This is a genomic window from Priestia koreensis (assembly GCF_001274935.1).
Lineage (GTDB): Bacteria > Bacillota > Bacilli > Bacillales > Bacillaceae_H > Bacillus_AG > Bacillus_AG koreensis.
In genome coordinates, this window is the sequence record NZ_LILC01000030.1 from 175,682 (window position 1) to 198,804 (window position 23,123).

The following is a 23,123-nucleotide window of genomic DNA, read 5'->3' on the forward strand; positions in this document are numbered from 1 at the left end:
TTATTATCAAGCAAAAAACGGCCAAGTTCCTTTCGGAATAGAAACTTGGCCGTTCTACCTGATGCAGCCGCTCTAGGTTGTTTGAAACGGAAAGTGCGAGACTCCTGCGGGATTAGCGTGACAGGTGAGACCCCGCAGAGCAGCGAGGAGGCTCACCGCACGCCCCGCGGAAAGCGAAGCGACATGGAGTGGAAATCAACCGACTCCGTTATGAACACAATTCTTTACGTACTTTTTCAGTGACCTCAGGCTGATCCTGTCCTCTTTTATTTATGAAACGCCTCATGCAAGAAGTTTCCAAGCTCCTCTGTCGACTTTCTTCCTTCTGGCATTACGCGGCCGAAGAACGTAAAAATATGAAACATATCCTCCCATACTTTCGCTTCAGCATCGACACCTGCCTGCTTTGCCTTTTCTACAAACGCAAGCGAATCGTCCATTAGAATTTCATCTTTTCCTACATGAACACGTAAAGGCGGCAAGCCTGCCAGGTCTCCATATAAAGGAGATAGTAAATGATGAGCTCGGTCGTGATTGACCGCGTAATCCTGCGCAAAGTTTTCCACGGCTTCATTTGTAAGCCAAGGATCAGACTCTGCACGTTCTTGATAAGACTTACCGCTTAGCTTCATATCTGTCCAAGGAGACATGAGCACGGCTGCTTTCGGAAGTGGTAGTCCCTCGTCCTTTAACGCCAGCATCGTCACAAGCGTTAAATTACCACCCGCTGAATCTCCGGCAATCGCAATATTCTCAGGACTTACGTTTTTTAATAACTCCTTGTATACGGCTAATGCATCCTCTAGCGCTGCAGGGTATGGATGCTCTGGTGCAAGACGATAGTCAACAACAAGTGCTTTACTATTTGCTAATCGCGATAAGTCTGCCGCTAGATGGCGATGCGAAAAGATACTTCCTCTACTATAGCCGCCTCCGTGCAAATATAAGATAACCTTCTCTTCAGAACAGCCCTGAATCGTTACCCACTCGCATTGTACGCCTCTCATTTCAGTCTTCTCAAGCTTCACATCATCCTCTAAATCAAAAAGGCTTTCGGACATTTCATCCATCGCCTGACGCTTTTCTGCTAGCGTTTTTGTTGTTGCATCCTCTCGCTGCTTTTTAATCATTTCTCGTAATGTTTGACTCTCTGGACTTCCCATGTTTTTTCCTCCTCTTGTTTCCTCTATACAATCATCTTTCACTTTATGAAATAAATTGAAACTATTGTATAAGGCCATCTTTTTAGAACTCAAAGTCAAGTGCTTTTCGTCTTTTAATCTAAGTGTGGTTAATAGATAGACGGTTTTGACAAAAGAAGTAGACTCAACAAGGATTGTGTGAAAAACAAGACGATGAGTCACTTTCTATTATATCATGCTGGAACCATAAACGAAGTTTCGTTACCACTACAGACAAGCATCTACGAGCATTTTCACGCTTCTTCCCGTCCATTGACAATCCAGCTATAATCAAGAAAGGGTATAGTGAAATGATTTAAACAACAATGAAAGTAGGTATTAAGGTGACGAACAACAATGAACATAACGTGGAAATACGAGAAGCAGTCGGAAGTGATGCAAAAACAATCATTGATTTCTATCAGATGGTTGGAGGCGAAACCGACTTTCTTTCCTTCGGTAAAGGTGAATTCAAACGGGACGTAATAGAGTATAAGAAAGAGATTGAACAAACGCGCTCGCAGTCAAACTCCATTATGATTCTCGCCCTTATTCAGCATGAAATAGTCGGAATTGCGACCATTCACTCAAGTCAGCGCGAACGCTCAAAGCATTCAGGTACGTTAGGGATTGTCATTGCAAAAGCATTCGCAGGAAAGGGGATTGGCAAAACGCTAATGAATGAGTTACTAGGTTGGGCATCCACAAACGGGATCACGAGAAAAATCAATCTAGCAACGCGTGAGGACAACGCTCATGCCATAAAGCTTTATAAGCAGCTCGGTTTTGAACAGGAAGGCGTTATTCGAAAGGAAACATTTATGAACGGACGCTATTACGACACGATCATGATGGGGTTATTTCTATAACAAAAAGCCCCTCTCTGTAGAGAAGGGCTTTTCAATTAAGCAAGCTTTCTTGTTTCGACTGGTGTTTCTATTTTTACACTTCGAGAAGAAACGAATAGTTGAACGGTACAAACAATGAAATATACAAAGGCTGCTAGCAAAACGTACGTCCACACTTGAGATACAAGCGGTGTTTTCCATACTCCCATTAATGAAAGTAGAGCTGGAACCGTCAGCGTCACCCAGGACTGAACAAACGCAACTTTTCCAACATAGGCATCAATCTTCTTATGAAGGGCCATTGATAAGAAGAATAAGAACCATAAATACGCCCACATCACCCAAGTTAGCGTGCTGACCGTATCATGAAACTTCACCGCAGATACCATCGCATAAACGACCGCAATAACGGAAACCCATACCGAAAACCAGCCTAATCCACTGCCGTTTAGGTTAGCTACATTCGTCATGCCTACGTACAAATACGTAAAACCGAACAAGAATACACAAGCTAAATTAAAAATCGTCCACGTTTGCTGATCGGAAACAGCAATCAAGTAAAAAGGAATGACTACTTGTAGGACCCCAATAAATAGGTTAAACACTCCTACACTTTTCCCATCCGCTTTTCCAAGCAACATCAAACTATTTAAAAACAAGGTTGCGCCAGATAATAATAGACCGACATCTCCCATAGAAGCTACTGAAGAAAATACGTCCTTTCTTCAGCATCTGTCACCTCACTTTTTATTAGGTTTCTAAAAAAGAAAAAGCAGCCCCTTCCATAGGAAATGCTTTTTCAATATAACGACTGAATAAAAGAATCAGTGAGCGGATGTTGCTACTCACTGATCTCATTTACTTATAGGATGAAGCTTACAATAATCGCAGACAGAACGCTTACTAATGTTGCTCCGTAAAGAAGCTTTAAGCCAAATCGTGCTACGACGTTTCCTTGCTTTTCGTTAAGTCCTTTCACGGCTCCAGCGATAATTCCAATTGAAGAGAAGTTCGCGAACGATACAAGGAATACAGAGATGATGCCTAGTGTACGTGGGCTCATTGCAACCTGTACTTTTCCAAGCTCAATCATTGCCACAAACTCATTTGTTACGAGTTTTGTCGCCATAATTCCACCAGCTTTAACTGCTTCACCCATTGGAACACCCATAATAAATGCAATTGGTGAGAAGATATACCCTAAAATATGTTGGAACGTTACTCCGAAGATGAGAGAGAATACGTTATCGATTGCTGCCATTAAGGCTACAAATCCGATAAGCATTGCTCCAACGATGATAGCTACTTTAAAACCATCTAGAATATATTCACCAAGCATTTCAAAGAACGATTGCTTTTCTTCTTCTTGAACCTCAAGAATATCTTCCTCATCACTAACTGTGTAAGGGTTGATAATTGAAGAAATGATGAAACCACCGAATAAGTTCAACACGATTGCTGTTACGACGTACTTTGGTTCAATCATCGTCATGTAAGCACCAACGATTGACATAGAAACTGTAGACATTGCGGAAGCACATAGTGTGTACAGGCGCTGCGGTGATAATTTACCAAGCTGTTTCTTAACTGTGATAAATACCTCAGATTGTCCCACAAGTGCAGAAGCAATACCGTTATAAGATTCTAATTTCCCCATTCCATTGACTTTACTAAGTAAAAATCCAATTCCTTTCATAACGAAAGGTAAGATTTTAAAGTATTGGAAGATCCCGATCAATACTGAAATAAAGACGATTGGAAGTAGTACATTTAAGAAGAACGGCATTTGACCGTCATTGGCAATACCACCAAAAACAAATGATACCCCTTGTCCTGCATACTCAAGCAATTTCTCAAATACGCCCGCAATTCCTTTGATCACCAATAACCCAAACTTTGTATTTAATAAGATGTACGCCAGCACAAGTTGCAGTACAAGCATAATCACGATTGGTTTAATTTTAATTGTCTTACGATTGTTGCTTGCAAGAAGTGCTAAAGCAAGTACGACGACAATCCCAATGATTGAAATGATGTATGACATATTCGTCTCTCCCCTGTTGTCATATGTGTATCAAAAAGCTTTCTTTATCGTTTTCCCCGTTACTTGTTCAAGTCTTTTGATGAAAAGAAACCAGGTAATAGCTCTTCGATCGATGTTTCTACTACGTTGCCTTTTAGATTCGCTAAAATCACTTTCGTTTCTGGAGCACAAAACTCTGCCATTACTTGGCGGCAAGCGCCACAAGGGGAAATAGGTCCTTCTGTATCTCCTACTACCGCAATCGCTTTGAAGTTTTTTTGTCCTTGTGAAACAGCTTTGAAAATAGCTGTTCGTTCGGCACAGTTTGTTAAACCGTATGAAGCGTTCTCGATGTTGCAGCCTTCTACTACTTCATCCTCGTCCGTTAGTAGTACAGCACCAACTTTGAAGTTTGAATAAGGTACATAAGCTGATTCGCGAGCTTTAATTGCTTGTTCCACTAGTTGTTTAACATCCATCGTTCATTCTCCGTTCCCCTGGTTATTTACTCTTGAACAAATGACTATCTTAGTAAGCAGAGTTAGACGTCTGACCATTTACGATAGCGACACCTGAGCTAGCTCCGATACGTGTTGCACCTGCTTTGATCATGTTTTCTGCATCTTCTAAGCTACGAACGCCACCTGATGCTTTTACGCCGATATCTGGTCCAACAGTTTTTCTCATTAATGCGATGTCTTCAACTGTTGCTCCACCTGTAGAGAATCCTGTTGACGTTTTTACGAAGTCAGCTCCAGCTTTCACTGATAATTGACATGCAATTTCTTTTTCTTCATCTGTTAATAAGCATGTTTCAATGATTACTTTTGTTAAAGCTTTTCCTTTTGCTGCTTCCACAACTGCTTTGATGTCATTTTCTACTACATCGTACTCTTTGTCTTTTAATGCACCGATGTTGATTACCATATCAACTTCAGTTGCGCCATTTTCAATTGCATTTGTTGTTTCAAATGCTTTCACAGCGCTTGTAGAAGCTCCAAGTGGGAAGCCAATTACTGTACAAACCTTTACTTCAGGTGCGTCTTTTAAAATGTCAGCCGCTGTTTTTACCCAAGTAGGGTTTACACATACAGATGCAAATGAATATTGTTTTGCTTCTTCAGAAAGCTTTACCACTTGCTCTTTTGTTGCGTCTGCTTTTAATAAAGTATGATCAATCATTCCAGCTAAATTTGTCATTGTTATATGTCCTCTCTTAGTAAGAAGTTAATTGTGTTACAATAAATCGTTACAGAAAGCGTTTTCAACAAGAGTGAAAAAGAGAATGGTTTCTCTTGCTCTTAAGTAGTTGAAAACCTTTGCATGATTACTATATCAATACGACGAACAATTGTAAACATCTTATTGAACAAATGTAAAAAATATTTTTTCCATCTAAAAAGCCCTGCCTATTAGAAAAGAGGAAGAGCTTTTTGTCTATTATTTATCAAGTAAAAAACGAGCGGTGAACTGGTCGGTCACTAATACATTGGCATACCCTGCTTTGAGCGCTCCGTAAATACCATCAATTTTTTGTGGTCCACCTGCAACTAAAACGGAGTATTCCTTTTCTTTTAGATCCTGTAGTTCAATTCCTAACGTTCGCTCATTTAAGCTTTCATTAAAAATATTTCCTTCTGCATCAAAAAAGCGAGAACAAATATCTCCTACTGCCTGCGAATAAATCATGTCTAAGTCTTCTTCAGAGAAATAACCGAGCTGAAATAGTAAGGACTCAGACTTAGTAGGCCCAATCGTAAACAATGCGATATTCGCTGCTTTTCCCGTTTCAAGCACTTTTTTAATATGCCGATCCGCTTCCATCGCCTGCTTGACTACGACATGATCCACAATAGCCGGAAGAGGTAAATGGATAGGATTTGTATTAAATGCCTTCCCAAACAGATATAAAATTTCCGAGTAGTACGTATTCGTCTCTGAATGGCTAATACCACCCTTTAACTGTACGACTTTTACGTCTTTGACAAGCTTCTGCTTCAAGCCGAGACCGACATGGTAGAGAGTTGTTCCCCACGTTACGCCAATCGTATCACCGTCTTTGACGATATCGTGTAAATAACAAGCCGCTGCTTCGCCTAAATAATTCTTAATAATGGTGTTCTCATATTGTGGAATTGATGTAACGACGGCTTTTTTCAAACCGAATTTTTCTTCAAGTTCATTTGATAAGTTTTCAACGTCATCCGTTGGGTCCATAATGGTAATTTGAACAAACCCTTCGCTTTTCGCCATTTGTAAAAGGCGAGAAACAGTTGGCCTTGATATCCCTAGCTTATGGGCAATTTGATTTTGATTGTAATCCAATAAGTAATAAAGCTTTGCTGCTTCAATCGCTTTTTTTACTTTTTCTTGCTCCATGACATCCTCCCACAATCCGCATTTATCTCTTATTTTACCAAATTTCACACAAGATGAACATTTGTAATCTTTATTGCACGCGAAAGATCTATTTAAGCATAAAAAAGAATAAGAAGGAAGACTCCTGCTTATTCTCTTACTAACTTGTGCATATTTTGTCTGCGAACCTCTTGCTCCTCTGGAGATACTAGATCATATTTCTTTAATAAGTGAAATACCTCATTTAGCGTCTCCTGTGAGCGTTCACTACTTAAATAAGTGTGAATTTCCTCATATAAAGAGGACGGAAGAAATTCCTTTTGACTCTCTAATTTTGAGAACACGCTTTCAAGTGAATGATCAATTTCACACGGCATGGTTGTCACCTCTTTTGTATACGTTCTTCCCTTATTCTATCATGAACTTCCTTTGTGTATTGAGACGAAGACTTACTTTACCATCCGAGATATTATACATTCTCACTCTTTACCCATCATCTAGCGCTGCTCTGCATAAATTCCTCTACCTCTTCTACAGTTGGATAAGAAGTTTGTGTACCTCTTTTTGTCACGCTAAGAGCGGCAAACACGGTCGCTGTTTCAAGTGCTTGTAGAACATCACGGGTTTTTACAAAGACGTGTGAAAAGCATCCGATAAATGCATCTCCCGCTCCTGTTGTATCGATCGCATTTACTCGGTGCGAAGAAATCGATTGGGTACGTTCTTTTGTTACCCACATCACTCCTCTACTTCCCATCGTTACAATGACGTTTTTGACTCCCTTCTCGACCAGCATAGAAGCCGCAGCTTGGATTTGTTTATCGGTTTCTACAGGCATATCGGTTAAAATTTCGAGCTCACTTTCATTCGGGACGAAGAAATCACATTTACATACGTAATCAAAATCTAATTCTTTCGATGCCGGCGCCGGATTTAAGATGACAGGAATTCCATATTCATTCCCGAACTCGATGGCATAGTAAATCGTTTCTAATGGAATTTCAAGTTGCAGAACAATAAGCGAACACTTTTTCAGCTGTTCAGCCGCCTCATCAATTGCACGTGGAGTCAAATGAGCATTCGCTCCTTTAATGATTAAAATTCGATTTTTGGACTCTTGATCCACAAATATCGGTGCTACTCCGCTCGACGTTCCGGGAACTTTTTGAGAAAATGCCGTATCAATTCCATATTCCTCAAGGTTACGAATCGTATTATCTGCAAACAGATCGTCACCGACTTTCGTGACCATCATCACCTTCGAACCCATTTTAGCTGCCGCTACTGCTTGATTGGCACCTTTCCCGCCACATCCAATTTTAAAATCAGGTGCCTCAAGTGTCTCACCTTCTTTTGGCATTTTATTAATGTATGAAATAAGATCGACCATATTCGATCCAATTACTGCGATATCCATTCAAAATCCCTCCTTATTTTTTACCTGTTCGAACTGTAAATGACCGTTCTTCCCCTGCCCCTAGCTTAATTAGCGTCCCTGACTGCTCAGCTGCTAAAAAGCCTTCTGGACGGCAAGTAGCTGGTAACACAAACGCACCAACCTGCTGGTCTTCGTTGTACAATAACCATCTTGTTGCATGGTTTAATTCCTCCGTTGAAAAGGACGTAAACAATGTCACCCCATTTGGTGATGTCATCGTAAATTCTACTTCTGTTCCGTACTGACTTAGCTGATCAGCAAAAAACACAATCTCTGGATCATACATGTCTGACTGATTTAACGTCGTCAATACTTCATCTCCAGCTAACAGTCTTTCATTGTAATCCAGCCATTTTTGAGTCGGTTTTACGTGCTCAGGAATTGATTTTCTAAGTGAAAAGACATCGTCTGGAACAGTTTGTTTCATCACGGCCCCTTCAAGATATGTATAGTTGGTATGACACATGTATTGTAGCGGCATTTCAACGCCTGCCATATTTTGAACTTTCATTGCAATATCAACATACGTTTGATCCGCAAACATCTCAACAGTCGGGCTTGCTAAATAGTGATGACCGAAACCTTTTACATATTCTGTTTCACCACATACTTTAATCCCTGTATCTGTCACCTCTAACCAAGCGCGGTCCATCTCAGCGCAAGCCATTTCTCCATGCAGTTCATGCTGATCATTAGGACCGGGACAGCCATTACTAATTAATCCCGAATGAAAAGCAAAACAGCCGTATGTATCTACAATGTTCGTTGCCTTTTTAGGCTGGCGAAACATATTTTTCATCTTTAAATCAATATCGTCAAATTCCAAATCCCAAATAATCTGTCCCATATATGGCAACACAATCATTTTTCCGTGTGCATTGTTAATTTCTAATGCTTCAATACCTGTTGAATAACGAAAAAGGTGAACGGTTAGCTGATCATTTTTATAAAAAAGCTTCTTCTCTTTAAAAAAGTCACGCTGTAATTCTATCGTTGCTTTCATACTCTTCATTCCTTTCTGATTTAGGCAAACCAGATGGCTAGACCATCTGGTTTGCCTGCACTTCTATTGAACGATTTCCATTTTTTTAGCCGGTTGAACTGATTTTTGCTTCTTCATTTCTCCGAAGAAATAGAAACCAATGTACACGAAACAGCCAAGTGATACGATAAAGGCCATTTGCATAGAGCCTAGCTTATCGGACACAAACTCTTGTAGTGCAGGGATAAATGCGCCTCCTACAATGGACATAACAAGAATTGCGCCTGCCATTTCTGTGTAGCGTTTCTCTTTTACTACTTCTAATGTTTCTGCGTAAATTGTTGCCCAGCAAGGACCAAATAACATACTCACACCGATTGCTGCATAAACAGCTGTCATATTCGGAACGAGCATAACGTAGACCATTAACCCTGACCCGATAATAGAATATGCAAACAGTACGGTCGAAGATGAAAAACGAGTCATAAGGAAATTCGCAATAAACTTACCGACAAAGAATGCAGCAAAACTATAAACCATAAAGTTTGAAGCCGTACGCTCATTAATATCTGGATTTAAATCCAGTGCAAGTCGAATCGTAAATGACCATACCGTTACCTGCATTCCTACATACAAGAACTGTGCGACAATCCCTTTACGAAAGCGAGCATTGCTAGATAAATATTTTAATGTATCCATAACCTTCGCAGATTTCTGTGAGCTGCCTTTTTGACTAGCAACAGGCTTACAAACGGGAAATTTCGTAAGAATGAATAGAATTAACACGCCGACTAGCACAAAAATAATGTATTTATATGGCTGCAACGTATGCTGTAGCATCTGCAATCCAAACGCTTGTGCTTCTGTAGGCGACATTTTCGCCATTTGTGCCTCCAAGCTTGCGCCTTCTTGGAATACTAAGTATTTTCCAAGCAAAATCCCTGCAATTGATCCTAGAGGATAAAACGTTTGGCTAATGTTAAGACGTAAAATAGAATACTGACGTGGGCCAATCATTGAGCTGTACGTATTGGCTGCCGTTTCAAGGAAACCTAAACCGATGGCAATTGAAAAAATAGCGAATAAAAACATTGTGTATGTAGCCATATGAGAAGCTGGATAAAACAACGTACATCCAACAATATAGAAAAGTAATCCTGTTATAATAGCAAACTTATACGTTGTCTTTTTAATAACGATTGATGCTGGTATTGCCACTAAAAAGTAACCGCCGTAAAAGGCACTTTGAACCAATGCACTGGCAAAGTCACTTAATTCAAATACATGCTTAAATTGCGTGATCAAAATATCATTTAAACTTGCAGCAACCGCCCAAAGTGGAAATAGCATAGACAACAAAATAAATTGAAAAATTGGTGTGCGATTTAAATACCCATCTGAAAGCTGAATTAACTGTTCATTTCTCACACATAACATCCCCTTGTATAAAAGTTTTTAAGTCTTCTCCCCTTAAATCCAATTCCTTAATAAAGCGCTTACATTTATATGGAAACTGAAAAGGTATTACTACCTCTTCAACCTCTACCGTTATGAAATTGAGGCAATCGACAAGATCCTCTTACAATAAGCTCAGGCGATAACAGATACTCACGTTTCGGCATGGCATCCTTAAACGAGATACGATCATGAAGCAGCTGAAATGCAATTTCCCCGACCGTGTTCATCGGACGTGTTACAACGCTTAGCTTTGGTTCCATAAACGTCGCAATATCTACATCGTCAAACCCAATAAAGGAAACCTCTTCTCCTAGCTTCCAACCTAAATCCTTTAGCGATTTCATACATCCAATAGTCATTAAGTTATTAGAAGAAAAGATAGCCGTTGGTTTATGCTCCGTATGAAACAACTTCTGAGCTGCTTCATAACCGCTTTTTTCGCTAAAGTCACCTTGTACAATATAACTTTCATTAAGTGGAACATTGTAATCCTCTAATGCCTTTTGATATCCTAGAAATCTCTCTAATCCTGGTTTTGTATTTTGCGGCCCACAAATAATCGCAATATCACGATGTCCTTGTAGAATAAGGTGTTGCACAGCTTGATAGGTTCCTTTTATGTTGTCGACGAACACACTGTCTACCTCGAGCTTTTTAATGCTTCGGTCTACCGCAACAACCGGAATTCCTTGTTCTTGAAGAAGGTTTAGGTGATCACCGTTTTCATTAGCCGTCGTAATAATGACGCCGTCTACACCACGCTCAATGAAATTTTTAACGATCTCCTCTTCCACAATCGGTGACTCGTTGGTGCTACTTAAAATAGTGAAGTACTCTTTTTCTCGTGCCTTCTGCTCAATTCCAGCCATTACAAGTGGAAAAAACGGGTTTTTAATGTCAGGCACGATTACACCTATTGTTTTTGTTTCCTTATTTTTCATCGTTCTGGCAGCGGCATTACGAATATAACCAAGATCTTGAATCGCTTTTACAATACGATCTTCGGTTGCTTTCCGTACTCCACCCTGATTATTAATAACTCTTGATACTGTTGCAATTGATACATTTGCAAGCTTTGCTACGTCTTGTATATTTGGCTTAGACTCCATTTTCAACGCCCCTAAAATGTAAACGTTTAGATTTTTTAAGAAAAAAATAGATTTATAAAGATTTTAATAGATATTTATCTGAATATATTTATGTAAACGTTTAGATTTCTCTTGGATTTACATTAACACCGCCCTAACCAAAAAGCAAGATATTTTTGTATGCGTTTTCAAAATAAAGATTTATTGTACCGTTTATTTCTTATAAGTTTAATTATCTGACGATTAACTATTATAGTGGTAAAATAAAGATGAAATTACATAGTCTTACATGAAGGACAATTGGGGAGGAATTACAATGACAACAAAACGTGTAGCGGTAATTACAGGCGGTGCAAGCGGAATTGGTCGTCAATCTTGCTTAAAATTCGCTCGTAAAGGGGATCAAGTCGTAGTCGCAGATTTTGATGGTGTTCGTGGGCAAGAAACGGTAGACCTAATTGCCGCTGAAGGTGGGGAAGCTCTTTTCGTTCAAACAGATGTATCAAAGTTTGAACAAGTAGAGGCTCTCATTGAGGAAACTGTTAATCGTTTCGGACGCATTGACGTAATGTTCAATAATGCGGGAATTGGTACACCTACACCTGTACTAGATCAAAAACTTGAAGACTACCATCGTATTATTGATATTAACCAGCACGGGGTTGCTTACGGGATTATTGCAGCTGGTAAAAAAATGCGTGAGCTGAACATTAAAGGGGTTATCATTAACACCACATCCGTATTTGGGGTTCTTGCTTCTCCTGGAACATTCGCTTATCACGCAACAAAGGGAGCCGTTAATATGATGACGAAATCAGCAGCTCTTGAGCTTTCTCCTTATGGAATTCGCGTGGTTGGAGTAGCGCCTGGAGTAGTTGATACACCAATCATTCAAGGTTACAAAGATAAAGGAATTATTGATGCAATGAAAGCAAAAGTAATGGGCAACAAGCTTACTCAGCCAGAACAACTAGCAGATGCGGTCTATCTTCTATCACTAGAAGAGGCAAGTGCAATTAACGGCAGTGTGGTAATGGCTGATGAAGGATATGCTTCTTTCAAATGATAAACAAAAGGCTCAGATTTTGCTGAGCCTTTCTTTTTATACAAATGGATTGTAAAAGCGATTGCCATCCACAAAGGTAACAACCATTGATAGAATAACTAATAGGGCGATGAATGTTAAAGCCATATAGTCTCTCTTCTTAAAATCGCGTGCACTAAACCATGTGCGCTTTTTATTTTTTCCAAACCCTCTTAGCTCCATCACATTGCTAATTTCTTCAATTCGATCCAAACTCGATAAAATGAGTGGCAAAATAATGCTAGATGCATTTTTAAGACGTTTGGACAATTTCTCTTTTTTAGACATATCCAACCCTCTTGCCTGCTGAGAAAGGGCAATATTATGATAATCCCGCTGAATATCTGGAATATATCGAAGAGCAATTGCCACAGAAAAGGCGATTCGATAGCTTACACCTATTTTATTAAGCGAGGAAGCAAATTCACTTGGATGAGTGGTCACAATGAATAATAGAGCAATTGGAATGACAATAAAATATTTTAGTGTAATATTACCTTGATAAAAAAGCTGCTCAATCGTGACGTTATATCGACCATAAAGATCTATAAGAACGTGTGCTGTGCCGTATATCTTCACACCCTCTTGAGGAGAAAAGATATAAATCGCGATGTTGTTAAGAAGTAAAAAGACGGCAATAAATCCTAACACAAACCCTACTTCTCCTATTTTTATCTTTGAAAAATAAAAAATAAATAGACTCACAGCAAACAATCCTAAAAGAATTCGTGTGTCATAAGTCAGCATGACGGCGAATGACCACAAAATGAAGCATATAAGCTTTGTAGCACCCGTTAATTCATGTACAGAAGAGCGACGGTCGATATAAGAAAGCATTTCTACTGCCATACTCGTCCCACCGCCTTTTCTTGATGGATGAATCGCTTTGTGAAACCTTCTACATCTTCAATGCCTGCGCGCTCGGCTAATTCAAATAATGAGGTCTCTTTTAAATTTGCCTCTTTGATTACAAATTCATCGCGCAGAGCACTAACGGTAGAACCATCCGCAATTTTTTCTCCGCTTGAAATTACAATCACTCTTTGCGTATATTCCAGCATTAAATGCATGTCGTGTGTGATGATTATAATGGTAACTCCTTGCTGATTTAATTCTGTGAGAAATTCCATAATTTCAGTATAATGACGGTAATCCTGTCCGGCTGTCGGCTCATCGAGAATAAGAATGTCAGGATTTAAGGCGAGAATAGAAGCAATGGTTACGCGTTTCTTTTGACCAAAGCTCAGTGCTGAAATAGGCCAATTACGAAATGGAAGTAGCCCGCATATTTTGAGCACCTTTTCTACTCTTTCTCTAATCTCCGCTTCCGCTACTCCTCTTAGCACTAAACCTAGTGCCACTTCATCATAAATCATATGCTTTGAAATCATATGGTTCGGATTTTGCATGACAAGACCAACTTTATCTGATCGCTCTTTAATACTATCCCTGATTGCATCTACTTCGTTAATTCGAATCGTCCCACTGTTTGGCTGTTCAAAATGACAGATAAGCTTCGTTAACGTAGACTTTCCCGCCCCATTATTTCCAGCTATGCTGACCATTTCACCTTTATACACTGTAAAAGAAATGTCATGGATAATGGTAGGACTAGACGGATACTTAAAATTAACGTTCTCAAGCTGTAAAACAGGCTCATCAAATATAGGATCTTTTTTTTCACGCGACGCTTCAAACCAATCCCTTAATTGACTTTCCCACTCCTTCATAGGCAACGAGGAGAAATTTTCAGGATGACTTTGTGGCGTTATGTGACAACCCGCATACTTAAGAGCTCTTATATAAAGCGGTTCACGAATATCGCATTCTTCTAGTATATTGGTGGCAAGAAGATCAGAAGGAGGAAGATCAGCTACTATTTTCCCATCGTACACGACAATAATGCGATCAACGTGTCGATAAAGAACATCTTCTAAACGGTGCTCAATGATTACGATCGTTTTATTCATTTCTCGATGAATACGATCAATTAATTCAATGGCGTACTTTCCCGTTGCTGGATCAAGATTTGCAAGGGGTTCATCAAATAAAAGAATATCCACATCATCGATCATGACCCCTCCCAAAGCAACTCTCTGTTTTTGTCCACCTGAAAGCTGATGAAGAGAGGAGTGGAGATGATCTTCCATCTCCACCATTTTAGCAACCGCTTTTACCCTTTCTTTCATATCCTGTTGTGGTACCATATCGTTTTCAAGCGAAAAGGCAATGTCCTCTCCTACGGTCAGTCCGATAAACTGACGATCAGGATCTTGAAGTACTGTACCTACCTTTTTAGACAGTTCAAAGATTCCCTGCTTTTTTGTGTCTTTTTCTGCTATTTTTAAACTACCTGTGACTTCTCCTTTATAAGAGAACGGAATTAAGCCATTTAAACAATGTCCTAACGTGCTTTTCCCAGAGCCAGATGGCCCTACAATTAAGATTTTTTCCCCCTCGTATATCGTTAAATCAATACCTGAAAGGGTCGGTTCCTCTTGACTTCGATACTTAAATCCAAAATGACTAAATTCAATAATAGGTTTCTTCATAGTTCTTCTCCTACGTGTTAAAGCTCATTCTACTGACAAATACTAAAAATTAAAGCGTTTCTTCTTTGCGGAGACTACCTGTTTTACTGCGTGTTTTAGCGTAAGTTGCTAAGAGGAATGTCCCGATGACTCCTACAGTTACGATATTAGAAAGTGCTGCAACAATTCCTTGTACATATACTTTATTTGCTGGCTCTGCATAGATGAGAATATCCAGCGTTGGGGCAATAACTACCCAACCGATTAGTTGGACCACCACTTGTGCCGCATTAAACGAAATGATTTGTTTTTTACCGAATTCGCCCTCTTCTACATTGATCTTGCGTGTTAAGAACCCGATCAATAAACCGACAAATGCCGATACAATTACCCAGCTCCACCACGGTGAGCCATAAAAAATAGCATCTTTTAGTGAATGTCCAATTAAACCAATGAGTCCTCCAGCAATCGGACCAAAAATAACGGCCATTAATGCAAGAAATGCGTAAGAGGTTTCAATATTTGTATTAGGAATACCAGACGGGATAGATCCAAATCTACCTAAAATAACAAAGATAGCTGCGCCAATCCCAATCGCCACAATCGTTTTTGTTGTTAACTTATTTTCCAATACGATCAGCTCCTTCTATAAACCAAATTCTTATTGCACTTTTTTCAATGTGACGGACCAATTTGAACCCGTTCCAACCCGATAGGCTTGAGAGAATGATCCTTGGTTAATTGCAATAGCTCCATTATCTAGCGAATTAATATAAACAATCGGCTCATTTATAGAAGTTGCAGCAAACGAACGGCCAAATATCATCGTATTGTTATACACTTGATGATTTGGCTGACCAATCGTCACATGTAATCGATCACCGTAGTGAATGCCTGCTTCTTCAAATAAGTATCTCGGAATATTCGTCCAGAGGTTGCCAAAACGAACATCTAAAATCTCGACTACTCCTTTTACGATTCCTGCCTTTTGTTCTGGGTGGGTTAAAGGTAGATTCACGATATCTCCTAACTCCATAGGTGGACCCACCCCATCAAATTGAATAACTCCGGCCGCTAGACGAGCACCCGTATAAGCATAAATATCTCGACCGTGAAACGTATAAGAATGCCCTGAGCGTGGTAAGCGGTTAATTGTCTCATCGAGCTGTCGTACTTCAACGATTCCGAGAACTTCTTGAAGGTGTGTAAGCGTGCCATTATCTGGGGTAATAATGTATTTGTGGTCAATGGTTTTTGCGACCACACTCTTTCGCACAGATCCTACTCCAGGATCAACTACGGAAACAAATACCGTTCCTTCAGGCCAATATGATACGGTCTGCAGTAATCGGTAAGATGCTTCCCATATGTTATAGGGAGGAATATCATGTGTTAAATCAAAAATACGGATCAAAGGACTTACAGAATACGCCACTCCATACATAGCACTAACTGCTCCATCACTGATACCAAAATCTGATTGTAAAACTAATGCTTTACTCATCACATCCACCCTTTCTATCTCTCATTCTCGTTAGACCCTTCTGTGTTACCTCACCTCCTTTTTCAAAATAAAAAACACCACACCCTCATCATTACTTTGATAAGGACGTAGTGTTGTGAACACACACGTGGTACCACCTTAATTCGTTACGAAAACGCAACCTCTATTCGTGCAAAAACACGATCGGTGTTGGTAACGAGCACCGCTTCTCGTCGCAGCCTACTAAGATAATCTTTTCGGAACGAAGCTCCGAGGCCATCCTTCAAGTCATCATTCTGCTTCTTTTCACCAACCGAAGCTCTCTATAAAGAATAATATGACCTTACTTCTCCTCATCAACGCCACTTATTAATCCAAACATTCAGAAAATATTATCATTATCATACACAAAACCTTTTTTAGTTTCAATACTAATTTTAGAAAATTTCATCTATTCACAGAAAATCATTTTCAGGTAGGTAATCTTAAACCTTTTCTTTTACATCGGAAGATAAAAGAGAGCGTTGCTGAATAATTTCTGCGTATCGATACGCACTGTCTTTCCAGATGCGCTCTTGGGAGTTGAAATCTACATAGAGAATGCCAAAGCGCTTGTCATAGCCAAAGCTCCATTCAAAGTTGTCCATCAGTGACCAAAGGAAATAGCCTTGAACATTCATACCTTCTTCATTTAAATCCGAAACGGCCTGCAGATGCTGCTCGATATAATCGACTCGTTCATGATCGTGCACCCTTCCGTTTTCTAGCTGATCATCAAAAGCGGCTCCGTTTTCTGTAATATAGATAGGAAGGTCCGTATAGTCTTGGCGAATACGACGAATCAAATCTTTAAACTCTAATGGTGAGATATCCCAGTCCATTCCCGTTTTTTGATAATCAGAGTGAGCGCCTCGATACATGAAATCATTCGCTGCATTAAACTCAACAAACGCTCTGCTGTAAAAGTTAATGCCTAAAAAGTCACACTCAGTCGCAATAATCGAGAGGTCACCTTGCTGTATAAAGTCATATGAGTGAACGTATTTAGCAAATAAATTCATCATATCCACTGGGTACGCACCCTTAAATACAGGATCTAGGAACCAACGATTTGAGTAGCCGTCCGCATTGTTACGAGCAATTTGATCGTTCATGGAGTCCGTTTTTGAATAGACTGGAGATAGATTAAGAGTGATACCGATTGGCGTTTTTGATCCTAGCTCTTTTTTTAACAATTGCACCGCTCTTCCATGAGATAGAAGGATATGATGAATCGCCTTTAGTGCCTCTTCCAAGTTCGTGTGTCCTGGTGCATGAACACCCTGATGATAGCCTAAAAATCCTGCACACCAAGGTTCATTGTGCGTAATCCATGAATCCACGTCTACATCTAATTCCTGAAAACATACTCGTGCATAATCTACAAACCATTCGACAGATTCACGATTCACCCAGCCTCCCTCTTCGTGTGCCCACATAGGCAAATCCCAATGATAAAGCGTGATGGCTGGTTTAATCTGTTCTTTCTTCAACTCGTTCACAAGGTTTTGATAAAACGCCATTCCCTCTGGATTGTATACCCCCTTTTGTGGGAAAATTCGTGACCATGAAATTGAAAAGCGATACGAGTCCACCCCTAGACGCTTAATATGCTGAATATCTTCTTCGTATCGGTAATAGTGATTGCAGGCGACGTCTCCATTATGCTGCTTATACACCCTTCCTGGAATATCACAAAACATATCCCATATGGACGGTGTTCTTCCACCCTCATTATGAGCCCCTTCGATCTGATACGACGATGTTGCTGTTCCGAAAACAAACGTTTGATCAAATTTCATTGAAATCATTCCCCTTTATTCTTTAATAGATCCAGCAGAAATGCTGCTGACAATGTATTTTGATAAAAACAGAAATGCTACCATGATAGGCACAACTGAAATCGCAATTCCTAAGTACATAGATCCTAGGTTTTGTGCCACCTGCGACCCTTTTAAAAAGCCCATTAACACCGGGAGCGGATATTTTTCCGGTGAGAACAAAATGACGAGTGGTGTAATGTAGTTGTTCCACGAGCCAATAAACGTAAAGATCGACATCGTGGCAACAGCTGGCATCATCACGGGAATCGCCACCGTATGAAAGATTTTAAACTCACTCGCTCCATCAATTCGAGCTGCCTCAATTAAACTCGGATGAAGCGTTGTTTGTAGATACTGACGTAGAAAGAAGACTACAAACGGGCTCGCTACGGCCGGTACAATTAATGGAATGAACGAATCTAAAATTCCTAAATTTTTACTCAACTCATAAAAGCCAATTAAGCCAAGCTGACCTGGAACCATCATCATGACGAGCATAAATACAAATAAAAAGTTCTTTCCTTTGAAGGTATAAAAGGCAAAGCCATAAGCCGTTAAAGCCGAGAAATACCCAGATAAACAGGTAACTAGAATGGAAATAATTAAGCTATTTTTAAATCCTGACCAGATATTTATGTAATCCATCATTGTCCGGTAGTTTTCCATCAGCGCGTGCCCTGGAATTAACGTGAATCCAGCTAAGATTTCTTCGTTTGACCTTGTCGCATTCACCATCATCATTAGAAATGGAATAAAGCAGATGACAGCCGTAACGATGAGCCCGATATAAATAATAGGCTTTACAAGCTTACGTATTTTTTTAGGGCGATTTGTTTCGATAGAAGATTGCGGAGCTTGCTCAAACTCTCTAACTGCTGTTCGTTCGATCATATCTACACCTGCCCTTGCTGTTTTCGTTGATTTCCATACATTCCTTTAAATACAATCAGGGAGAAAATAAGCGTGATGACGAACAAGCCGTATGCCACAGCAGCTGCATAGCCGTAGTTATTGTATTTGAATGCCTGATTATATAAGTACAGAACCATCGTGCTAAGTGATCCTTCAGGTGAACCGATTCCATCCGTTAAAAGCATCGGTAAATCAAACAATTGAAGGCCGCCAATAAGAGACGTAATCATGATGTACAATAAAATAGGCTTTAAAAGTGGAACGGTAATTCTAGTGAACGTTTGCCAGCGATTTGCTCCGTCAATTAACGCCGCTTCGTAATAATCCTTTGAAATCCCTGACACCCCTGCCATTACGACGATAAAAGAGTGACCAAACCACATCCACGTCAAAATGAGTGATACAGAAATTTGAGCACTAGCAGGCTCGTTCAGCCAATTAATAGGTTCAGATATAAGTCCAATCTTCATCAGCATCATATTTAGTGACCCATGCTGCCAATCAAGTAAAATTCCGAATAACAGTGCTACCGAGCTGATTGTAATAAGGTTTGGCAAGTAAAAAATGGAGCGAAAAAACGCAAGACCGCGAAGCTTCATGCGCATATCTGAAAAAATCATTGCTAGTAAAAGGGCAAGACCCATCTGAAGGACAAAGTTCACTCCCCAGATCTTCCACGTGTTAAAAAAGGCATCAATGAAATAGTGATCGGTTATTAACCTTTTATAATTTGCTAGTCCAACAATTTCTGCTGCCCCACTACCTGTGTAGTTGGTGAAACTATAATAAAAGGTTAAGGCAACTGGATAAATACTAAAGATTAAAAAGACAATCCAAAACGGTGCAATGAATAGATAACCATATCGATTGACTTTGCTCATTTCCCCCGTCTCCCTTCGTCAAATTCCTAGCAGCGAGTGGAGAATTGAAACTCGTACCCGCTGCATATAGGCTTACTTCTTTGGTACTTTTAGTTCTGGAAATGCGTTTTGTGCTTTTTGATAGAAATCCTTAATGGCTGCTTCTTTTGACTTTTTACCATCTACATAGTCACGAACAGCGTTTCCATAAAACGTATCTAGCTGCTGGTCATACTTTGTCACGATTCCTGGTTCAATTTTCTGTGCTTGATCAAGGAAAAACGTATAGTTATTTTGTCCACCAAGGAACTTGTCACTAAAGTTGTCTTTAATGGAATCTGTTACCGGTAAATAAGATAAAACGTCTCCTGTTTCCTTACTCCACTTTGTTAAAAATTCATCGTCTTGTGTCATCATTTTGACAAAGTCATACGCAAGCTTTTTATTTTTGGATTTGTTGTATACGCCTAACCATGTTCCGCCCCAGAAGTACGGGCTAGGTCCACTTGTTACTGCCCAATCCCCGACCGATTTTTTTACGTTGTCCTTCAACACACTATGAAGACCCCAAGTAGGAAGAACATATGAGAAAACCTGTGTTTCAACTTCTTTTCCACCTTCTTTTACTTTGACAGGCTTATCCATGGATTCATACCAAGCAGGAGACCATTCACTCGCTAGAGCCGTATAATTCTTTTTGCGTAGCTCTTTTGCATAGCTCATGAATTCAATTTTTTCATCTGTTAACTGTACTTTTTTATCTTTATCCACCCAAGCAGTTGGGTTATTTCCTTGAGAGAACCAACGAATAGATCCTTCATCTGGGAACATACGGTAGCCCTTCGCCTTCATTTTCTCTGCTACCGCAAATACGTTGTCCATTGAATTTAACATCTCACCAATCTCCGTAGGATCATCTGTTCCAAGCACCTCTTTCGCAATGCTGCGCTTGTAATAAATCCCTCCTGGAGTCGTTTGCCAAGAAAGTGCTCTTACATTTCCATCCTTGTCTTTTCCTAGATCAAATACATATGGAGTATACTTGTCTGCTAGTTTATCGACGTTATAAGGCTTCTCAGATAAGTTCTCCCAATACCCCGCATCAACCCATTGTTTTAAAAAGGCAATTTCCCCTGTGAATACATCCGGAGCACCTACTCCACTTTCAAGAACAGGCTTTAGCTTTGTCGGATAATCAGCAATTGGCACAATGGTCAGCTCGACCTTCACACCATTTTTCTCTTCAAACGTTTTAATTGGTTTCTTTAATTCATCCGTGAATGACCAAATGCGTAGGTCTACTTTCTTACCGTTTGAACTTCCACCCGCTTCTTTATTGCTACAGCCAGCAAGTAACCCAATTGCTAGAATTAGTGCCATTAGAACCGTAATCGTCTTTTTCATCATATAGCCCCTTCTCTTTCACGAAAGCGGTTTCGCTAATGTTTTTTAAAAAAACCGAAACCGCTTTCGATTGTCATTAAAAAAATTATTTTTTTCTTTTTTCTCTATTCGGCTCGCTACAAGATTCACGAATCATTAATTCCACTGGTATACGTTCAGAAACAATCATCTTATTTTTCTTATTGATTTGTTCAATTAAAATTTCAGCGGCTCGCTTTCCAATCTCTTCTGTATCTTGACGAATCGTCGTAAGCTTCGGCGTAATATACGAAGCCATTTCAATATCGTCGTACCCTATCACTGAAATATCTTCAGGCACTAATAGCCCATGCTCTTTAATCGCTTCGATTGCACCAATCGCCATATGATCACCTGCAACAAAAACTGATGTTGGTGTTTCAGGCAAATCTAATAGCCGCTTCATAGCCTGTTTACCACCTTCAATTGAAAACAATCCCCCATCGATTAAATACTCTGGATTATAGGGAAGCTGTAGCTCTTTTAACGCTTCTTCATATCCTCTAATTCGCTCATTTGATACATCTGAAGAACGAACACCCGCAATGTGGGCAATTTTAGTGTGGCCGAGATCATACAGATGACGAACAGCCATTTTTGCTCCCTCCACATTATCCGATTTGACGATACTACAGTTTTGATGATCCATATCAATAATGATGACGGGAAGCTCGCTTTCAACGATCTCCTTCACCTGTGGGTCCGTAGGGTCTGAACAGATGACGATCACCCCATCTACAGCACGGTGTAAGAAGTGTTCAAGATAGCTAGTATCTCTTGTTCGCAGATTACGAGATGCTAAGATTAAGTCGTATCCTCCTCGCTCGGCATACTTGCGAAAACTTTCAATAACCGCACTGAAAAAAGGATGCTTCATTCCAACTTCATTTGCTTCTGAAAACATGACGCCAAGCGTCCATGACTTCTTAGTAGACAGATACTGCGCATGGGCATTTGGTAAGTAACCCATCTCTGCAGCCGTCTCTAAAATTTTCTTTTTTGTTTTTTCACTTACATCTGAATAATTATTTAAAGCTTTAGACACGGTGGTACTCGAAAAACCACTCTTTTTTGCTACGTCATAGATTGTAACCATTACTATCTCCTCTTTATCGAAAGCGCTTTCGTTATTGTTATTATAGCTCACCCGTTTTGATGATTCAATATACTTTTTTACTATTTATCCAGTAATTTCAAAAAATAAAACAATGAAACATTTTACATATCGACTATTTTTCTGTTAATTTATTACATTAAATAGGTTTTCATGTAAAATCAATCGGGAAATTGAAAGATTAGGAAATTGGAGGGGTTTTATTGATCATCCTTCTTTTGTTTGTGGTTAGTATTTATTGTTTGATGGCGGCCATTGTTGTTTTTGTCATTTACCAAATGATCGTTAAAAAGAAGTGTCCTACTTCCTTTTATACTCCTTCTAATCATATTACTGGTCAAAGTATCACTAGCCTCTATGAAGGAAAAAAATACAAGGTAAAAGAGGATGATTCAGGTGATGGTAAAAATTAGATATAAAGAACCCGGATTCTACAAACCCTCTACTATCAACGGTTTACAATATACAAAACTTATCCA

24 protein-coding genes and 1 other annotated feature are annotated in these 23,123 nt (G+C 39.6%); of the genes, 4 read left to right on the forward strand and 20 right to left on the reverse strand.

Annotation, left to right across the window (positions count from 1 at the left end):
- Positions 1-45: 45 nt before the first annotated feature.
- Positions 46-243, forward strand: a complete 198-nt coding sequence (locus tag AMD01_RS24300; protein WP_157052800.1) for a hypothetical protein — start codon at positions 46-48, stop codon at positions 241-243.
- 23 nt (positions 244-266) lie between these two features.
- Here the strand turns inward: AMD01_RS24300 and AMD01_RS19715 are convergent, their stop codons facing one another.
- Positions 267-1,163, reverse strand: a complete 897-nt coding sequence (locus AMD01_RS19715; protein WP_053403158.1) for an alpha/beta hydrolase — start codon at positions 1,161-1,163, stop codon at positions 267-269.
- Between the two features lie 344 nt (positions 1,164-1,507).
- Between AMD01_RS19715 and AMD01_RS19720 the strand changes: the two genes are divergently transcribed.
- Positions 1,508-2,050: a GNAT family N-acetyltransferase gene (locus AMD01_RS19720; protein WP_053403159.1), complete on the forward strand. Its 543-nt coding sequence runs from the start codon at positions 1,508-1,510 to the stop codon at positions 2,048-2,050.
- Between the two features lie 35 nt (positions 2,051-2,085).
- Here AMD01_RS19720 and AMD01_RS19725 read toward each other — a convergent pair whose 3' ends face one another.
- The 10 genes from AMD01_RS19725 to AMD01_RS19770 form a co-directional block, all read right to left on the reverse strand.
- Positions 2,086-2,724, reverse strand: coding sequence for an AmiS/UreI family transporter (locus tag AMD01_RS19725; RefSeq protein ID WP_053403160.1), 639 nt, complete (start codon positions 2,722-2,724; stop codon positions 2,086-2,088).
- Between the two features lie 167 nt (positions 2,725-2,891).
- A complete protein-coding gene (locus AMD01_RS19730) occupies positions 2,892-4,073 on the reverse strand; it encodes a NupC/NupG family nucleoside CNT transporter (RefSeq protein ID WP_053403161.1) in 1,182 nt (393 codons plus the stop codon).
- Positions 4,074-4,132: 59 nt separating this feature from the next.
- Complete coding sequence (locus AMD01_RS19735) at positions 4,133-4,531, reverse strand: cytidine deaminase (protein WP_053403162.1); 399 nt, start codon at positions 4,529-4,531, stop codon at positions 4,133-4,135.
- Positions 4,532-4,580: 49 nt separating this feature from the next.
- A complete protein-coding gene (gene deoC, locus AMD01_RS19740; protein ID WP_053403163.1) occupies positions 4,581-5,252 on the reverse strand; it encodes a deoxyribose-phosphate aldolase in 672 nt (223 codons plus the stop codon).
- Between the two features lie 240 nt (positions 5,253-5,492).
- The gene (locus AMD01_RS19745; protein ID WP_053403164.1) at positions 5,493-6,431 is read right to left on the reverse strand and encodes a DNA-binding transcriptional repressor DeoR; all 939 of its coding nucleotides are present in this window, start codon (positions 6,429-6,431) and stop codon (positions 5,493-5,495) included.
- Between the two features lie 128 nt (positions 6,432-6,559).
- Positions 6,560-6,787 carry a hypothetical protein gene (locus AMD01_RS19750; protein WP_053403165.1) on the reverse strand — a complete coding sequence of 76 codons (228 nt, stop codon included), beginning with the start codon at positions 6,785-6,787 and terminating at the stop codon, positions 6,560-6,562.
- 116 nt (positions 6,788-6,903) lie between these two features.
- Positions 6,904-7,827 carry a ribokinase gene (rbsK, locus tag AMD01_RS19755; protein ID WP_053403166.1) on the reverse strand — a complete coding sequence of 308 codons (924 nt, stop codon included), beginning with the start codon at positions 7,825-7,827 and terminating at the stop codon, positions 6,904-6,906.
- A gap of 13 nt (positions 7,828-7,840) precedes the next feature.
- Positions 7,841-8,851, reverse strand: a complete 1,011-nt coding sequence (locus AMD01_RS19760; protein WP_053403167.1) for an aldose 1-epimerase family protein — start codon at positions 8,849-8,851, stop codon at positions 7,841-7,843.
- A gap of 63 nt (positions 8,852-8,914) precedes the next feature.
- Complete coding sequence (gene fucP, locus AMD01_RS19765) at positions 8,915-10,258, reverse strand: L-fucose:H+ symporter permease (protein ID WP_211263415.1); 1,344 nt, start codon at positions 10,256-10,258, stop codon at positions 8,915-8,917.
- Between the two features lie 107 nt (positions 10,259-10,365).
- Positions 10,366-11,397: a LacI family DNA-binding transcriptional regulator gene (locus tag AMD01_RS19770; protein ID WP_053403169.1), complete on the reverse strand. Its 1,032-nt coding sequence runs from the start codon at positions 11,395-11,397 to the stop codon at positions 10,366-10,368.
- A 295-nt stretch (positions 11,398-11,692) separates the two neighbouring features.
- On the opposite strand from AMD01_RS19770, the gene AMD01_RS19775 reads away from it, so the two are divergent.
- A complete protein-coding gene (locus AMD01_RS19775) occupies positions 11,693-12,442 on the forward strand; it encodes an SDR family NAD(P)-dependent oxidoreductase (protein ID WP_053403170.1) in 750 nt (249 codons plus the stop codon).
- 36 nt (positions 12,443-12,478) lie between these two features.
- Here AMD01_RS19775 and AMD01_RS19780 read toward each other — a convergent pair whose 3' ends face one another.
- The 9 genes from AMD01_RS19780 to AMD01_RS19820 all read right to left on the reverse strand — a co-directional run bounded on the left by AMD01_RS19780 (position 12,479) and on the right by AMD01_RS19820 (position 22,626).
- Positions 12,479-13,309 carry an energy-coupling factor transporter transmembrane component T family protein gene (locus AMD01_RS19780; RefSeq protein ID WP_053403171.1) on the reverse strand — a complete coding sequence of 277 codons (831 nt, stop codon included), beginning with the start codon at positions 13,307-13,309 and terminating at the stop codon, positions 12,479-12,481.
- Entirely contained in the window at positions 13,300-15,012 is a 1,713-nt protein-coding gene (locus AMD01_RS19785) for an ABC transporter ATP-binding protein (RefSeq protein ID WP_053403172.1), read from the reverse strand. The genes AMD01_RS19780 and AMD01_RS19785 overlap by 10 nt, the downstream gene beginning before the upstream one ends.
- A 49-nt stretch (positions 15,013-15,061) precedes the next feature.
- Positions 15,062-15,622 (reverse strand): ECF-type riboflavin transporter substrate-binding protein, encoded by a 561-nt coding sequence (locus AMD01_RS19790; protein ID WP_053403173.1) that lies wholly within the window; start codon positions 15,620-15,622, stop codon positions 15,062-15,064.
- Between the two features lie 30 nt (positions 15,623-15,652).
- Positions 15,653-16,498: an SAM hydrolase/SAM-dependent halogenase family protein gene (locus AMD01_RS19795; RefSeq protein ID WP_157052801.1), complete on the reverse strand. Its 846-nt coding sequence runs from the start codon at positions 16,496-16,498 to the stop codon at positions 15,653-15,655.
- Positions 16,499-16,593: 95 nt separating this feature from the next.
- Positions 16,594-16,843, reverse strand: a binding site (T-box leader).
- A 116-nt stretch (positions 16,844-16,959) separates the two neighbouring features.
- Positions 16,960-18,315, reverse strand: a complete 1,356-nt coding sequence (locus AMD01_RS19800) for a GH1 family beta-glucosidase (protein ID WP_053403175.1) — start codon at positions 18,313-18,315, stop codon at positions 16,960-16,962.
- Between the two features lie 15 nt (positions 18,316-18,330).
- On the reverse strand, positions 18,331-19,227 hold the full coding sequence (locus AMD01_RS19805) for a carbohydrate ABC transporter permease (RefSeq protein ID WP_083446641.1): 897 nt from the start codon (positions 19,225-19,227) through the stop codon (positions 18,331-18,333).
- Positions 19,228-19,229: 2 nt separating this feature from the next.
- Positions 19,230-20,129 carry a carbohydrate ABC transporter permease gene (locus AMD01_RS19810; RefSeq protein ID WP_053403176.1) on the reverse strand — a complete coding sequence of 300 codons (900 nt, stop codon included), beginning with the start codon at positions 20,127-20,129 and terminating at the stop codon, positions 19,230-19,232.
- A gap of 72 nt (positions 20,130-20,201) precedes the next feature.
- Positions 20,202-21,515, reverse strand: a complete 1,314-nt coding sequence (locus AMD01_RS19815; RefSeq protein ID WP_342667006.1) for an ABC transporter substrate-binding protein — start codon at positions 21,513-21,515, stop codon at positions 20,202-20,204.
- Between the two features lie 82 nt (positions 21,516-21,597).
- On the reverse strand, positions 21,598-22,626 hold the full coding sequence (locus AMD01_RS19820; protein ID WP_053403177.1) for a LacI family DNA-binding transcriptional regulator: 1,029 nt from the start codon (positions 22,624-22,626) through the stop codon (positions 21,598-21,600).
- 221 nt (positions 22,627-22,847) lie between these two features.
- Between AMD01_RS19820 and AMD01_RS19825 the strand changes: the two genes are divergently transcribed.
- Entirely contained in the window at positions 22,848-23,057 is a 210-nt protein-coding gene (locus AMD01_RS19825; protein WP_053403178.1) for a DUF3951 domain-containing protein, read from the forward strand.
- The last annotated feature ends 66 nt before the right edge of the window (positions 23,058-23,123 follow it).

Coding starts and splice junctions, on each gene's coding strand:
- AMD01_RS19715 (WP_053403158.1), bottom strand. CDS start 1,163: ATGGGAAGTCCAGAGAGTCAAACATTACGAGAAATGATTAAAAAGCAG.
- AMD01_RS19720 (WP_053403159.1), top strand. CDS start 1,508: ATGAAAGTAGGTATTAAGGTGACGAACAACAATGAACATAACGTGGAA.
- AMD01_RS19725 (WP_053403160.1), bottom strand. CDS start 2,724: ATGGGAGATGTCGGTCTATTATTATCTGGCGCAACCTTGTTTTTAAAT.
- AMD01_RS19730 (WP_053403161.1), bottom strand. CDS start 4,073: ATGTCATACATCATTTCAATCATTGGGATTGTCGTCGTACTTGCTTTA.
- AMD01_RS19735 (WP_053403162.1), bottom strand. CDS start 4,531: ATGGATGTTAAACAACTAGTGGAACAAGCAATTAAAGCTCGCGAATCA.
- deoC (WP_053403163.1), bottom strand. CDS start 5,252: ATGACAAATTTAGCTGGAATGATTGATCATACTTTATTAAAAGCAGAC.
- AMD01_RS19745 (WP_053403164.1), bottom strand. CDS start 6,431: ATGGAGCAAGAAAAAGTAAAAAAAGCGATTGAAGCAGCAAAGCTTTAT.
- AMD01_RS19750 (WP_053403165.1), bottom strand. CDS start 6,787: ATGCCGTGTGAAATTGATCATTCACTTGAAAGCGTGTTCTCAAAATTA.
- rbsK (WP_053403166.1), bottom strand. CDS start 7,827: ATGGATATCGCAGTAATTGGATCGAATATGGTCGATCTTATTTCATAC.
- AMD01_RS19760 (WP_053403167.1), bottom strand. CDS start 8,851: ATGAAAGCAACGATAGAATTACAGCGTGACTTTTTTAAAGAGAAGAAG.
- AMD01_RS19770 (WP_053403169.1), bottom strand. CDS start 11,397: ATGGAGTCTAAGCCAAATATACAAGACGTAGCAAAGCTTGCAAATGTA.
- AMD01_RS19775 (WP_053403170.1), top strand. CDS start 11,693: ATGACAACAAAACGTGTAGCGGTAATTACAGGCGGTGCAAGCGGAATT.
- AMD01_RS19780 (WP_053403171.1), bottom strand. CDS start 13,309: ATGGCAGTAGAAATGCTTTCTTATATCGACCGTCGCTCTTCTGTACAT.
- AMD01_RS19785 (WP_053403172.1), bottom strand. CDS start 15,012: ATGAAGAAACCTATTATTGAATTTAGTCATTTTGGATTTAAGTATCGA.
- AMD01_RS19800 (WP_053403175.1), bottom strand. CDS start 18,315: ATGAAATTTGATCAAACGTTTGTTTTCGGAACAGCAACATCGTCGTAT.
- AMD01_RS19805 (WP_083446641.1), bottom strand. CDS start 19,227: ATGATCGAACGAACAGCAGTTAGAGAGTTTGAGCAAGCTCCGCAATCT.
- AMD01_RS19810 (WP_053403176.1), bottom strand. CDS start 20,129: ATGAGCAAAGTCAATCGATATGGTTATCTATTCATTGCACCGTTTTGG.
- AMD01_RS19815 (WP_342667006.1), bottom strand. CDS start 21,515: ATGATGAAAAAGACGATTACGGTTCTAATGGCACTAATTCTAGCAATT.
- AMD01_RS19820 (WP_053403177.1), bottom strand. CDS start 22,626: ATGGTTACAATCTATGACGTAGCAAAAAAGAGTGGTTTTTCGAGTACC.